At 56.0% G+C, this 14,167-nt stretch carries 12 protein-coding genes; 5 read left to right on the plus strand and 7 right to left on the minus strand.

All coding sequences use genetic code 11. From position 1 onward, the window contains the following. Positions 1 to 56: 56 nt before the first annotated feature. The 3 genes from pyrC to HMPREF2796_RS06565 all read right to left on the minus strand — a co-directional run bounded on the left by pyrC (position 57) and on the right by HMPREF2796_RS06565 (position 2,199). On the minus strand, positions 57 to 1,094 hold the full coding sequence (pyrC, locus tag HMPREF2796_RS06555; RefSeq protein WP_070632110.1) for a dihydroorotase: 1,038 nt from the start codon (positions 1,092 to 1,094) through the stop codon (positions 57 to 59). Between the two features lie 120 nt (positions 1,095 to 1,214). Continuing rightward, a complete protein-coding gene (locus HMPREF2796_RS06560) occupies positions 1,215 to 1,442 on the minus strand; it encodes a sulfurtransferase TusA family protein (RefSeq protein ID WP_070632113.1) in 228 nt (75 codons plus the stop codon). Between the two features lie 169 nt (positions 1,443 to 1,611). Then, positions 1,612 to 2,199, minus strand: a complete 588-nt coding sequence (locus HMPREF2796_RS06565; protein WP_070632115.1) for a TetR/AcrR family transcriptional regulator — start codon at positions 2,197 to 2,199, stop codon at positions 1,612 to 1,614. A gap of 176 nt (positions 2,200 to 2,375) precedes the next feature. Between HMPREF2796_RS06565 and HMPREF2796_RS06570 the strand changes: the two genes are divergently transcribed. The 4 genes from HMPREF2796_RS06570 to tehA all read left to right on the plus strand — a co-directional run bounded on the left by HMPREF2796_RS06570 (position 2,376) and on the right by tehA (position 6,920). Further along, complete coding sequence (locus HMPREF2796_RS06570; RefSeq protein WP_070632118.1) at positions 2,376 to 2,783, plus strand: extensin; 408 nt, start codon at positions 2,376 to 2,378, stop codon at positions 2,781 to 2,783. An 11-nt stretch (positions 2,784 to 2,794) separates the two neighbouring features. Beyond that, the gene (locus tag HMPREF2796_RS06575) at positions 2,795 to 4,042 is read left to right on the plus strand and encodes an MFS transporter (RefSeq protein ID WP_070632121.1); all 1,248 of its coding nucleotides are present in this window, start codon (positions 2,795 to 2,797) and stop codon (positions 4,040 to 4,042) included. 199 nt (positions 4,043 to 4,241) lie between these two features. Continuing rightward, positions 4,242 to 5,660, plus strand: a complete 1,419-nt coding sequence (gene glnA / locus HMPREF2796_RS06585) for a type I glutamate--ammonia ligase (RefSeq protein WP_070632127.1) — start codon at positions 4,242 to 4,244, stop codon at positions 5,658 to 5,660. Positions 5,661 to 5,975: 315 nt separating this feature from the next. Continuing rightward, the gene (gene tehA / locus HMPREF2796_RS06590; RefSeq protein ID WP_070632130.1) at positions 5,976 to 6,920 is read left to right on the plus strand and encodes a dicarboxylate transporter/tellurite-resistance protein TehA; all 945 of its coding nucleotides are present in this window, start codon (positions 5,976 to 5,978) and stop codon (positions 6,918 to 6,920) included. Between the two features lie 88 nt (positions 6,921 to 7,008). Here the strand turns inward: tehA and HMPREF2796_RS06595 are convergent, their stop codons facing one another. The 3 genes from HMPREF2796_RS06595 to HMPREF2796_RS06605 all read right to left on the minus strand — a co-directional run bounded on the left by HMPREF2796_RS06595 (position 7,009) and on the right by HMPREF2796_RS06605 (position 9,423). Continuing rightward, entirely contained in the window at positions 7,009 to 7,956 is a 948-nt protein-coding gene (locus tag HMPREF2796_RS06595) for an asparaginase (RefSeq protein WP_070632134.1), read from the minus strand. A gap of 134 nt (positions 7,957 to 8,090) precedes the next feature. Further along, complete coding sequence (locus HMPREF2796_RS06600; RefSeq protein WP_070632137.1) at positions 8,091 to 8,573, minus strand: hypothetical protein; 483 nt, start codon at positions 8,571 to 8,573, stop codon at positions 8,091 to 8,093. Between the two features lie 67 nt (positions 8,574 to 8,640). Beyond that, a complete protein-coding gene (locus HMPREF2796_RS06605) occupies positions 8,641 to 9,423 on the minus strand; it encodes a BamJ family beta-barrel-assembly machinery protein (protein ID WP_070632140.1) in 783 nt (260 codons plus the stop codon). A 162-nt stretch (positions 9,424 to 9,585) separates the two neighbouring features. Here HMPREF2796_RS06605 and nagZ point away from each other — a divergent pair, with 162 nt between their 5' ends. Then, the gene (gene nagZ, locus HMPREF2796_RS06610; RefSeq protein ID WP_070632143.1) at positions 9,586 to 10,671 is read left to right on the plus strand and encodes a beta-N-acetylhexosaminidase; all 1,086 of its coding nucleotides are present in this window, start codon (positions 9,586 to 9,588) and stop codon (positions 10,669 to 10,671) included. Positions 10,672 to 10,755: 84 nt separating this feature from the next. Here nagZ and HMPREF2796_RS06615 read toward each other — a convergent pair whose 3' ends face one another. Next, positions 10,756 to 13,824, minus strand: coding sequence for a fused MFS/spermidine synthase (locus tag HMPREF2796_RS06615; protein ID WP_070632145.1), 3,069 nt, complete (start codon positions 13,822 to 13,824; stop codon positions 10,756 to 10,758). Positions 13,825 to 14,167 lie beyond the last annotated feature (343 nt).

The raw sequence follows: 14,167 nt of genomic DNA on the forward strand, positions 1-14,167 counted from the left end.
GGCTACCTGAAAAATTTCAGGTAGCCTTTTTGCATCAAAATCAGAGTGGGCAGGGCTTACGCTTGCATCGTCCAAGCCACGCTGCCGCCGGCGCGCATGGGGACGAGGTTGCCGCCGCTGCCGATGGGGAAGCTGTTGGGCACGGTTTGCGCTTGTTTCACCAGGGTGATGGTGTCGGTGTTTTCGGGCAGGCCGTAGAAGCGGGCGCCGTTTTTCGAGGCGAAGGCTTCGAGTTTGTCAAGCGCGCCGATTTGCTCGAAGGCTTCAGCGTAGAGCTCGATGGCGGTGGCGGCACTGAACATGCCGGCGCAGCCGCAGGCATTTTCTTTGGCGTGTTGCGGGTGCGGCGCGGAGTCGGTGCCGAGGAAGAATTTGTGCGATTGCGCGCCGGATACGGCTTCGAGCAGGGCTTGGCGGTGGCTTTCGCGTTTGAGCACGGGCAGGCAGTAGTGGTGGGGGTGCACGCCGCCTACCAAAAGGTCGTTGCGGTTGAGCAGCAGGTGCTGCGGGGTAACGCTGGCGGCGAGGTTTTCGCCGCTTTGGCACACGAGGCGGGCAGCTTCGGCGGTGGTGATGTGTTCGAACACGGTTTTGAGGCCGGGCACTTTATTCAGCACGGGCAGGAGGATGCGCTCGATGAATGCGGCTTCGCGGTCGAAGATGTCGATGGCGGGGTCGGTTACTTCGCCGTGCACCAGAAAGCGCATATCTTGGGCGGCGATTTCTTCGAGCACGGGCAGGAGTTTGAACAGATCGGTCACGCCGCTGTCGGAATTGGTGGTGGCGCCGGCGGGGTAGAGTTTGAAGGCAACGATGCCGGCGGCTTTGGCTTCCTGCACCAGGGCGGGGGTGGCGTGGTCGGTGAGATAGAGCGTCATCAGCGGTTGGAAGCGGCTGCCGGCGGGCAGGGAGGCGAGGATGCGTTCGCGGTAGGCCAAGGCATCGGCCACGCTAATCACCGGGGGCTTGAGGTTGGGCATGATCACGGCGCGGCCCATCTGGCGAGCGGTGTGCGGCAAAACGTGGCGCAGGGTGTCGCCGTCGCGCAGGTGCAGGTGCATGTCGTCGGGGCGGAGGAGGGTGAGGGTTTGCATGGCGGACTTTCTTGGTTGGATAGATAGTGTTTTCAGGTAGCCTTGGGATGCTGGGCGGATAAGGCTACCTGAAAGGGTATGTTGCAAGATTGGTTAAAACGATGTTGCGGCAAAGCCGGGCTATTTGTGTTGGATGACCAAAACGAACACGCCGTTATCCGTGCCGGAAGCGAGCAGTTGGTGGCCGGTTTGGCGGCAGAAGGCGGCGAAGTCGTCGGGGGCGCCCGGGTCGGTGGCGCGCACGGAAAGGATCTGCCCTGCTTCTAAAGTGGCCAGCGCTTTTTTGGCGCGGAGGATGGGCAGGGGGCATTTAAGGCCGGTGAGGTCGAGCTCTAGGGTAGGGGTCATGGCGGTGGTTTCGATGTGATTGATGGGAGTGGATTATAACGCGGGCCGGGCTTGGGGTGAGCATGAGAAGAGGCTACTTGGAGTTTCAGCACCGCAGAAACTCTCAGAACTTGTTTTAACTTCGTTGAAGCTGATGCTTTCAGGTAGCCTTTTGTTTAGCCGGGCTGCCTTATTCTGCTTCTCGGCTGGTGAGGCCGTAGAGCAGGAGTTGCAATATATCCTGTGGCAGTCGTTGCGGGGAGGGAGCGTAGAGTTCGGCGAGACAGGGTTGTCGCATGAGGCTGTCCATTTGGCGGATGAAGAGGTCGATGAGTTCGGGCGGCAGGCTGTGGTGGATGAGTTTGCGCTGTTGCAGGGTGTGGAAAAAGCTGCGCATAAACTGATATTTCTCTTCTTCCATGCTGCGGAAAAAGCGTTCCAGTTCTAAATCGGCTACGTTGGTGATGTCGTCGAGCACGGGCGCGGAATAGAGCTCGGCCAAGGATTCGCGCTGGATGGCAAACAGAGCGGCAGCAGCTTCCTCTAGGCTGCATTGCTGCACCAGCAGGCCTTCGAGTCGGCTGCGTACGCATTCTTTCTGCTCGGCAAATAGTTCCTGCACCAGCGCGTTTTTGCCGGAGTAGTATTTGTAGAAGGTTACGCGGCTGGTGTGGGCGGCGGAGCAAATGGCTTCTACGGAAACGGCGGCAAAGCCTTGTGTATAAAATAGGTTTTTAGCTGCTTCGCGCAATGCCTGTCGTTTTTTACTGATAGCCATGGGTTTAACTGCTTCCTTAGCCCATGCGGCATAAGGCGGCAAAGGCTACCTGAAAAAGCAGAGTTGATTTTAACCCGCAAAAATTTACGTTTTCAGTCAGCCCCACCCGAATACGGCTGCAAAGGCATCGAGGCTGCCTGAAACCGCCAAATCCACTATAAATAAAGGAATCCACCATGTTCACCCCCGTCAAAACCCTGCCCCAAGGCACCATTTTCTACACCGACCTGGTCGGCGTTTCCCTGTTTGCCGCCTGGCTCGACGCATTCGAAGTGCTGCTGCAAAGCCACCCGCGCCTGGCCACCGTGTGCGCCCCGATGCGCCTGCAAAAGGAAGAAGCCCAGATTGTGGCCGACCGCAAGCTCTATCTCGACTGGATACGCGCCCACCGCCCGCTGCTGGACGAACGCTGCGCCGCCATGCTGCTGATCGAGCCCGATGCCGAACCACTGGACCTGATGCGGCAGCAGTCGGGAAAAATGGCGCCCACGCTTGGTGTGAACTACATTGTGGAAGCCGACTACGCCACCGCTATCCGCAGCGCCGAAGCCGCGCTGGCCGCCTTCAGGCCGGAAAAAGCCTGAGGAGGCCGCCCGTGGCACATGATTCATCCCGCCCGAACCGGCGCGACTGGCTGCTGCTCGCCACCGCCGGCACCTACAAATTCACCCTCATCGGCTTTTATCTGGTGGCGCTGATGACCATCCTCAAAAACGGCGGCTTCAACCTGAAGCAGCTGGGCTGGATTTACCTGATCGGCAGCGTGGAGAGCGGCAAAATCCTGTTTTCCACCCTGATCGAGCGCTACCGCATCGGCCGCTGCGGGCGCTTTCGCGGCTGGATGCTGGTGTCGCTCGGCGGCATCGGCCTGGCCCTGCTGGTGCTGCTCGCCATCAACCCGCTGCACAGCTTCCCGCCGCTGGCCGCCGCCTGCCTGCTGCTGTGCGCCTGCGGCACGCTCTACGGCTGCGCCGTGCTCGGCTTGAGCTGCGTTTTGCTGCCCTACCGCGAGCGCGGCTTCGGCGGCGTGATTCAAACCGTTGCCGCCCGTGCCGGAAAGATGGTGGGCGGCGCGCTGGTGCTGCTGGTGTTCCGCCGCTGGGGCTGGCAGGCCGCTGTGGGGCTGGTGCTGCTGTTTAACGTTTTGCTGCTGCTGCAAGTGTGGTTTTACCGCGAGCCGAAGGCCGATACGCCGCCCGCCGCCGGGTTCGGCACGCTGTTTGCCCGCATGCTCGGCTTCTGGCGGCTGCCCGGGCGCGGCCTGCGCTGGCTGCTGCTTTTGGCCGCCGCCGCCACGCCCTACGCCTGGATTGCCGCCACCTTCGTGCCCAAACTGGGCGATTTGGGCTTCAGCCCCGCGCAAACCGGCACGATTCTGGCCGTGGCTATCCCGCTCGCCTGCATGATGGTTACGCCGCTGGCGGGTTATCTGGCGCGCAAGCAGTCGCGGCGGCGCATCGTAACCGCGCTGTGTGTGCTGCAGCTGCCGTTGGTGGCTTCGTTTGTTTGGATAGACCGTGCCGCCGCGCTGCACCATTGGCTGCCGCCGCTGCAAATCGTGGCGCTGAGCCTGAGCTATACCCTGCTGCTGCCCGTGATGCTGGCGCTGATGATGGACAAATCTGAGCCTGCCACCGCCGCGCTGGATAGCAGCCTGCAATTCTCCGTACTGCTGGCCGGCACCTACGCCGCTGGATTCGCCAGCCTGCGCCTGGCCGAACGGTGGGGCTATCCTGCTTCTTATAGCGTGGCGGCAGTCTTGGCGCTGCTGGTGTGCGCCGCCTTCGCCTTTAGCGGGCAGCTGTTTGAATATAAGGCACAAGAGAGGAATGTGGTGGGTTGATTAGCTCAGAAGTTGAGAAAGAAAGCTAGCTGAAATATGGTTATCAGGTAGTTTCAGACAATAAAGGCTACCTGAAAAGTGGGTACGGTTTATCTGTATTTTCAGGTAGCCTTTTTTGATTTTTGCTATATACGCTCGGGCGGCGGCTGTGGCAAAATGCCCGCTTGATTTTATTTCCGCATATTTAAGGAGTGCCACCATGTCCATCAGCAATGTAGTTCGCATGATTGAAGATAACGATGTCCGTTTCGTTGATTTGCGCTTCACCGACACCAAAGGCAAACAGCACCATTTCACCGTACCCGCAGCCGTGGTGCTGGACGATCCGGAAGAATGGTTTGAAAACGGCCAGGCTTTCGACGGCTCGTCTATCGGCGGCTGGAAGGGCATTCAGGCCTCCGATATGCAGCTGCGCCCCGATCCGGCTACTGCCTTCATCGACCCGTTCTACGACGATGCCACCGTGGTGCTCACTTGCGATGTGATCGATCCGGCCAGCGGCCAGGGCTACGACCGCGACCCGCGCACCATCGCCCGCCGAGCCGAAGCCTATTTGAAAGCCAGCGGCGTGGGCGATACTGCCTATTTCGGCCCCGAGCCTGAGTTTTTCGTGTTTGACGGCATTGAGTTTGAAACCCATATGCACAAAACCCGTTTCGAAATCAGCTCCGAAAGCGCCGCCTGGGCGAGCGGTTTGCATCTGGACGGCCAAAACACCGGCCACCGCCCGATGGTGAAAGGCGGCTACGCCCCCGTGGCGCCAGTGGATGCCGGGCAGGATTTGCGCTCCGCCATGGTCAATATCTTGCAGGAAATCGGCATTGAAGTGGAAGTGCACCACGGCGAAGTGGGCACCGGTAGCCAGATGGAAATCGGTACTAAGTTCAGCACCTTGGTTCACCGTGCCGACCAAACCCAAGACATGAAATACGTGATCCACAACGTGGCGCACAACTTCGGCAAAACCGCCACCTTCATGCCCAAACCCTTGATGGGCGACAACGGCAGCGGTATGCACGTGCACCAATCCATTTGGAAAAACGGCCAAAACCTGTTTGCCGGCGACGGCTATGCCGGCTTGAGCGACACCGCCCTCTACTACATCGGCGGCATCATCAAGCACGCCAAAGCGCTGAATGCCATCGCCAACCCCTCCACCAACTCCTACAAACGCCTGGTGCCGCATTTTGAAGCGCCCACCAAACTGGCCTATTCAGCCAAAAACCGCTCCGCTTCAATCCGCATTCCCACCGTGCACAGTGTGAAGGCCCGCCGCGTTGAAGTGCGTTTCCCAGACCCCACCGCGAACCCCTATTTGATGTTCGCCGCGCTGCTGATGGCTGGGCTGGATGGTATCCAAAACAAAATCCACCCCGGTGATCCGGCCGACAAAAACCTCTATGACCTGCCGCCGGAAGAGGATGCACTCGTGCCGACCGTGTGCGCCTCTTTGGAAGAAGCCCTGGCCGCCCTCAAAGCCGACCACGAATTCCTCCTGCGCGGCGGCGTGTTCAGCCAAGATTGGATCAACAGCTACATTGCCTTCAAAGAAGAAGACGTGCGCCGCATCCGCATGGCGCCACACCCGCTGGAATTTGAAATGTATTATTCGCTGTAAGGCAGAATGTAAAGGCTACCTGAACAATCAGGTGGCCTTTTTTATACCGAATATCGCAAACCAACTTTCGTGACCGTGTCGGTTCGCCTTGCCGTACTCCTGTACTGTCTGCGGCTCACCGCTTTGTATCGAAAGCCAATTTTTCTTGCTAGATTTGCCCAGGCTGCTGCTTGTTGAATGTTTCAGGTAGCCTGTATCCCGTAAGTGCACGAGACAAAATGGCGGCAGATTGAGCAAAATCGGATAGTTTGGAGCAGGAGAGTGCCAGTATGATGCCGCCTGTTTTAAATTATCCCAGCAATAAAGGAACACATCATGGGCGCACGCCGAAAATTTCCGATTCCGCTCAGCTATTTCAGCATCACCATCGGCCTATTCGCGTTGGGTTTGTCGTGGCGTTATGGCGCAGCGACAGGCCTGATGCCGGCTTGGCCGGGCGAAGGGTTGCTGGCGGCGGCGTTTGCCGTGTGGCTGGTGCTGGTGGCGGCTTATGTGTGCAAGATATTGGCTTATCGCGATGAGTTTTTAGGCGACTTAACCGATTTGGTGCAATGCTGCTTTCTCAGCGCCATTCCGATTACCACCATCTTGGCAGGCATTGCCGGGCTGCCTTATGCCGCCGGGGCGGCACGCGTGTTGGTGTATGCCGGTATTGCCGGGCAGCTGGCGTTTGCCATGTATCGTGCTGCCGGTCTGTGGCGCGGGCTGCACAACTTGGCCGCCACCACGCCGGTGATTTATCTGCCTACGGTGGCTACCAATTTTGTGAGTGCCACGGCGCTGGGCGTGCTGGGGCTGCATGATTATGCGGTGTTGTTTTTCGGCGCGGGGCTGCTGTCTTGGTTTAGCCTGGAGGCGGCGATTTTGGGCAGGCTGCGCACGGAGACGGCGGTGGCGCCACAGGTACGCGGGATTGTGGGCATTCAGCTTGCACCGGCCTTTGTGGGTTGCGGGGCGTATTTTGCAGTGAACGGCGGGGCAATCGACCTGTTTGCGCTGGCCTTGATGGGCTACGGCTGTTTGCAGTTTCTGCTTTTGCTGCGCCTGCTGGGTTGGTTTGCCGAGGGCGGGTTTAGTATGAGCTGGTGGGGTTTCTCGTTCGGCTTGGCGGCCATGTGCGGTTGCGGGCTGCACCTCTTGGCTGCGGGCAAGATAGTATGGCTGGGCGCGGCGTTGGCGGTAAGCGGCTCGGCCGGGGTGACGCTGCTGCTGGCGGGAACGCTGTATTTGGTGTGGCAGGGGCGGTTTTTGGTGCGTTAGGCTGCTTATATCCTTGTTGTAAAATATAAAGGCTACCTGAAAACGGTTGATACGGTTTCAGGTAGCCTTTTTGTAGCGGAGGAAGGTATCAGAGTAAATCCAATTGCGCTAAAGCCTGTTGCAGCTGGTCGGCCGTCCAGTGGTTGCCGGCGGCGAGGGTCATGAGGGCGGTGGCGGTTTCGATATTGCATTTGCCGCCACCCACCGCGCCGGCCTGGCGCAGGGCGTTGCCTTGGGCGTAGGCGGTGCCGGTGCGGCCGTGGTGGGCTTGGCTGATGTTGAGCAGCAGGCCGCCATTTTGGGTGAAGTGTTGCACGGCGGCGAGCAATTCGGGGCTGGCGGGGGCGTGGCCTTGGCCGTAGGAAAGCAGGATGGCGGCTTCTTGGGGGAAGTGGCGCAGGCTGTGGGCGATTTGCTCGGGGCTGCTGCCGGGGGTGAGCAGATGGCTGCACACGCGGGCGGCCGGGTTGAATCTGGTGGGCAGGCCGCTGAGGCGGCGGGGCGGGGTGTTTGGCTGCCAGGTGTTGAAGTGGGCGTTGTCGAAGCCTTGGTCGAGCTCGGTGCTGCATTTGCTGCTGCCGATGGCGGGGTAGATCCGGCCGCCGAAGGCGATAACGGTGCTGTGCAGTTGGGGATTTTGCAGGGCGGCGATGGCGGTTTGCAGGTTGGCGGGGGCATCGCTGTTGGCGGCGTGGTAGGGCTTTTGCGCTCCAGTGAGAACGATGGGTTTACCGACGCTGTCGAGCGCAAGGGCGAGGAAGTTGGCGGTGTAGGCAAGGGTGTCGGTGCCGTGCAAGACGAGGATGCCGTCGTGCTCGGGCAGGGCGGCTTGCAGGATGGCGAGCCATTCTGCCCAATGTTGGGGGGTGATGTTGGAGCTGTCGATCAGGGGCTGGCAGATGTGCCAGTGGAACACGGCTTGTTCGGCATAGGGCTGCAGGGCTTGTTCGGCGAGCTGGGTATCGGGTACAAGACCGTCGGAGCTGGGCTTCATGCCGATGGTGCCGCCGGTGTAGAGGACGAATATTTTTTGCATGGCGGATAGTTTGCTGGAAGTGGGATATGGGATTATAGGGGCTAGTTGGAAAGTTGGGGTAGGGGATTGGGGTTTCTTTTTCAGGTAGCCTTGGTGTGTTGGTGGGATGGATCAAAGGCTACCTGAAAAACCAATTAGTCGGTGTAAACAGGCAAATAGGGCTGGATTCGGTTTACGGGCAGGTGTTCGGTTTCGTGCGGCAGATAGGTGCCGGCGTAGATGTGTTCGCCGATATCGGGGTCGTGTACGAACCAATCGTAGTAGGCTAATTCGCCTTGGGCATCAAACCAGTCGCAGCGGGTGGTTTGTGCGTTGATGTGGTAAGAGTGGGTGTAGCACAGAAGCTGGAGGCCGTTGCCGGTGTCGCGGTAGTCGGCAAAACCGTCTTCTTGTGTAAAGGGCGGGGTGTGGTAGTGATAAATCCGGCAGGCTGTGATGCGGCCGGCAGCGGCTGTGTAGCAAAAGAAGCCGCGTATGCGGTTTTGGGTATCGAATTCGGCGGTGGTTTGGCTGATGAGCTGGCCGTGTTCGTTGAGCTCGGTGGTGCAGACGGCAATGTCTTGATGATTGCGGATGATGATGAATTGGCGGTTGGAATCGGGATCAAGTGTGAGCATGGCATGGTTTAAAGGCTACCTGAAAAGTGTTTTGCTTTTCAGGTAGCCTTTTAGTTAGCTGATGGAATTACTGAACTTTAATCAGTTTAACATCGAATACCAGCACGGAGTTGGGCGGAATGCTGGGGTTGCCTTTGTCGCCGTAGGCGAGTTCGGCGGGGATGTAGAGGGTGTATTCGCCGCCTTCTTTCATCAGTTGCAGGCCTTCGGTCCAGCCTTTGATCACGCCGTCGAGCTTGAAGGTGGCGGGTTCGCCGCGTTTGATGGAGCTGTCGAACACGGTGCCGTCGAGCAATCTGCCTTCGTAGTGTACGGTTACAGTGCTCTTAGCAGTGGGCTGTTTGCCGGTGCCTTCGGTTTTCACGCTGTATTGCAGGCCGGATGGAGTGGTTTTCACGCCTTCTTTGGCTTTGTTGGCTTCGAGGAAGGCTTTACCTTCTTCCAGCTGGCGGGTGGCCAGTTTGCCCATCTGGGCAGTGTGGTATTGCTGCAGGATGTTGTTGGCTTCTTCGTCGCTCACGGGCAGCGGCTGGCTGGCCATACCGGCCTGCAGGCCTTTAATCAGGGTGGCTTGGTCGAAATCTAAGATAGTGTTGGCGTCGCCCAGCTGTTGGCCTTGCAGGTAGCCGATGAGGTAGCTGGCTTTTTGCTGTTCGGTCATGCCGGCCAATACGTCGGAGGCGGCGGCAGGGCCTGAAGCGGCAGCGGAGCCGGATGCGGTTGAAGCTGCGGCAGGGGACGATGCGGGCGGAGCAGAGGCGCTGCCGGAAGCGGGCTGTTGGTTACAGGCGGCCAGGGCGAATACCACGGCGGCGGCCAGCAGGCCGGTGCGGAATGTGTTGGTTTGCATAAAACTCCCTAATATGAATGAAAAGAAACAACAGCGGGCATTACATCATTTCCGCCGTGCCGTTTCAATCGGTTTTACCTGAATTAAAAGGCCTCGGCTTGTTTTTTCGCGGCGGAAGTGATGAAATCCCACCTTTGCACCAAATACACAGAAAGATTAACTATGCCACCTGTTTGCCTGCCGCGCGGCCCGATTATGGCCGATGTTGCCGCCCAGCGCCTGAGCGAGGAAGAAAAACAACGCCTGCTGCACCCAGCCGTGGGCGGTGTGATTTTGTTTCGCCGCAATTACCAAAACCGCAGCCAGCTTCAGGCTTTGTGTGCCGAAATCAAGGCTTTGCGTACGCCGGAGTTGGTGATTGCCGTGGATCATGAGGGCGGGCGAGTGCAGCGTTTTATCGAAGGCTTCACCCGCCTGCCGGCCATGAGCATACTGGGCGGCATTTGGGAAAAACAAGGCCAAGCAGCGGCAGAAGCAGCGGCCGAGCAGGTGGGCTGGGTGTTGGCGACAGAATTGCGCGCCTGCGGGGTGGATTTGTCGTTTACGCCGGTGTTGGATTTGGATTGGGGGCAGTGCGCCGTAATCGGCAATCGCAGCTTCCACTGCCAAGCCGACACCGTTACCGCGCTGGCGCTGGCGCTGCAACGCGGGCTCAACCGGGGCGGTATGCAAAGCTGCGGCAAACACTTTCCCGGCCACGGCTTCGTTTCCGGCGACAGCCACCACGTTCTGCCCGAAGACCCGCGCAGCCTGACCGAACTGATGGCGGCGGATATCCGGCCTTTCCGCGCCATGGCCGCCGAGGGCATGGCCGCCGTGATGCCCGCGCATGTGGTGTACCCGCAGGTAGACAAACAACCTGCCGGTTTTTCGAGCATCTGGTTGAAGCAGATTTTGCGCCAGGATTTGGGCTTCAACGGCGTGATTTTTTCCGACGACCTCACCATGGAGGGCGCCAGCATGGCCGGCGGCATCCGCGAGCGGGCGGCGCAATCTTTTGCCGCCGGTTGCGATATCGTGCTAGTGTGCAACCGCCCCGATTGGGTGGACGAGCTGCTCGAAGGCTTCAGGCTACCTGAAAACCCGCAACTGGCCGAGCGCTGGCAATACATGGCCGGGCGCGGCACGCCAGAGGATTATGCCGCAGTGATGCAGCAGCCCGAATTCCAAGCCGCCCAAGCCTTCACCGCTGCCCTTTCCTCGCCGCAAGATTTGGTCGGCGGGGTGAAAGTGGGCGAGGCGTTTTAAGGGAAGGGTCGATTAGAGGAATTCTTGGAAAACAGCTTAAAGGCTACCTGAAAATTTTCAGGTAGCCTTGAATTAGGTAGCTGATTATTTTGTGTATCTGGTTGATGTACTCAGGTTGCTTTCCGTATCAGCCATAGCCAGCAGTAGACTGATAACCATATAGCTGCTTGCAGTTTGGGCTGTCATGTTTCCCGATAGCTGTTTTTCCGCATTTTGCATTTCCTGCCATTTGCCTTGGCGGGCATGGGTAAGCATAACGGATATTAAGGCGATATCGTCAAACTGTTCTTTCAAATCTGGATCAGCATCGGTCTTTCTCAACCATTGCTCACCTAGTTCAGCTGCTAAAGGCCAGTTACGTTCTCCAATTGCTGCATTCAGGCGCATAATGTGTGCAAAATCAGCAGAAATGTGTGTAGGCTGACAAGGTAACCATACTGGGTCAGTAAAAATCTCCTTTTGCATCGAAGGAGGGAGAGCTATCAAAATTTGTTCGGTAGCTTGGCGCAAATTAGCAGACAATAATTTGCTGGCAGATAAGCTGTGCGGTCTATTACAAGCCTGAATTGCTGTTTGACGAAGCAGGTAGGCAGACGACACAACAGAATCAGGAATCTGCTGTATTTGGTTTTCTGATAATACATCACCACGCAGTACAGCTGCATAACGGCGTGCCAGTGCTGTGCTACTTTCTCCATCATAAGACCATGATATAGCTTCGATATTTTCCGGTAGCGCCTGACGGATGCCTAAAGCATCCAACATCATTGCTGGTAAAACTGATGTTTGTGTGCTTAGAGTGGTCAGATAGGTGGCTATGCTATTAGTAAAGCGGGTCTGTGGTGCACGTAGGCTTAAAATGGGGTGGTAATAGGAATTAGGTTGCATACCAAATAATGTACCATGTGCACGCAGTAGGCGGGCATCAGCTACTTGACGCAGTTGCAGCTGTTCCATTTTGGTAATGCCCTGGTGCTTCAAATCGGCACCAATCAGCCCCTGTAAAATGAATTCGGCTTTCATCTCCGGCAGATTCCCGGTTGGTGTGGCAACAATAATCAGGTCGCTGGAGTTGCTAATATAAGCGCGATAATCGGAAAAGGCAGGCGTAAATGCGTTTATGATGGAAGAAACTAACTTATCATCAATTTCATATAACTGTACCCATTGTACGAACAAACCGTCCTGTTTCAGATGACGTGGCACGAATTGGTAAAACTCTTGCGAAAACAAGGATCCAACTCCGCTAATCCAGGGGTTGGATGGTTCGGAAATAATAATGTCATAACGCGCTTGCTGCCCGGAAAAGTAGGCTTTAGCATCGTCAATGATGATGTTCGAGCGTGGGTCGGTATAAGCACGTGATACATGTCCACCAAAGAGCTTTGCACCCTCTACCATAGCAGGTTCGATTTCGATGGTATCAACCCGTTTGACACGTGGATCACCAAGGAAAGTATGTGTTGTCATGCCGGAACCAAAGCCGATAACACCGATTTCTTCTGGTTTGTTGTGCATTGAGAGCGGTAATGCAGCTGCCAAAATCATAGTCGGTTCATCAGGGCTAGGGGTTCCTTGCATCACAATACCTGCATCTGGCTTGCCGTTAGTGGCGATGGCGATTGATTTACCCCCATGTCGTTCCACCACGGAAATACTGGCTGTTTTACCATCGCGGTAAAATAAAACCCTTCCATCCTGCAAAACCACATTCCCTGTGCGGAATACCCCGCTAGCCAATTTTAACGGGTCAAATTGTACTTTCGTGATACTTAATCCTGTTGCTAACACCACAGCAAACGCAGCTACTGCAGTACGCAGCATTTGCAACTTACTTTGAGTTTCCTTCCGTAGAAGTAATAGACCGATACCCATATCAACAAAAGCAGCAGCAACCAATGCCAGTTTCAGCCCTAGTACTGGAATCAGCAGATGCATCGCAGCAAATACACCGACAATTGAGCCGACAGTATTCCAAGCATACACTTGACCGATAACTCGCTCACCATGTCCGCTACGAAGCAGGGTGACGGTAAACAAAGGAAGAGTGGTTCCCGCGAAGAAGGCAGCAGGTAGCATGATGAGGATGGAGATAACCGCTGTACCGGAAGAATACAGCACATAACCACCCGGCGTTTTATCCAGCGCACCCATCAACCAGCCGACCCAGTCGAAAGCATGGCTGTAAACTACCAAAGAAAATAATGCTGCCAGCCCCATACCCACCTGCATCCAACCAGCGAGGCGTAGAGGGTTGGAGTTGCTGTCAGCGCGCTTGCGTACCCACAAGCCGCCGAAAGCAATACCAGCAATAAAAGATGTCAGCATCAGTTCAAATGCATGGAGCGTACTGCCCACTGCCATGCTGAGCATCCGTATCCACACGATCTCGTATACAAACGAAGCTGCTCCGGAGATTGCAGTACTGGCCAATACGACGCGTAGAAGAGGGTGAAGAACCGGCGAGGTAGCGGAATCTGCGGAGTGTTTGGGCGCTGGTTCTGGATTACGTGCTAGCCACCATGCCAATCCAGCAACAATCAGATTTAAAAAGCCTGCCGTAACCACCGTACCAGGTAATCCTAGTGATGGCAACAGAACAAATGCAGCCAGTAGTGCCCCAAATGCGGCACCTATGCTATTGGTAAAGTATAATCCACCAAGCAAGCTCCCATCTTGGCCAGGAAAACGCCGGATCAAACCTCCACTCATCAACGGAAAGGTCATCCCAAGTAAGATGGTCTGTGGCAGGATTAATATGGCAGCAACCAGCCATCGCACCACATCGGCCAGCCAAGGAGAAGCAGTAGCAGGAATGAGCACGTTGTAGCTAAAGTCGACAGCTGTGGTAAAAATAAAATGAAATAGCAGGCCGAGTATCCCTATCAAACCCTCAATTAAAGCGTAGCAACGCACTAGGTTACGCCATTTCTCACCGATATGTGAAATCCACATCGAACCGGCAGCCATACCGCCCATAAAGATGGCAAGCACCAATGCCTGCGCATAAGCTGCATGCCCGAGAAAAATTCCCAAATATTGCGACCAGATAGATTGATAAATTAAACCGGCAAAACCAGAAAGGACAAATATACCCAGCAGTAAAGCTCGGTTTGAGCTTGCCAGGCGTGATGTATTTGTTTGTTTTTCCATAGTAAGTACTTGCTCCATTGTTATTATGTTTCAAGTTGGGTATTTAAGAACCGCATTAAGTAAACGCAACCCCATGAAGAGTCATTCTGGTACTCTAAGTAATTATATAAGATAATATTAAACAGAGAGGTAATATTGTTTTACTTAATCTAAAAATTGTAAGTTAGTAGCAACACAGTGTCAGTTATTGTTAGTAATTAATATAAGGCAATGTGCCTCATATGGTAATAGTATTGCAACAAAGCAAATCAATACTGTACCATTTTTCTGTTAATTTGCTATACAGAGTCTAGGCTGGATGGTAAGTATAATACGCTAGCGCCTCTCCCCCTTCACATTGGGT

Source organism: Eikenella sp. HMSC071B05 (assembly GCF_001811325.1).
In the GTDB taxonomy this organism is placed as follows: domain Bacteria; phylum Pseudomonadota; class Gammaproteobacteria; order Burkholderiales; family Neisseriaceae; genus Eikenella; species Eikenella corrodens.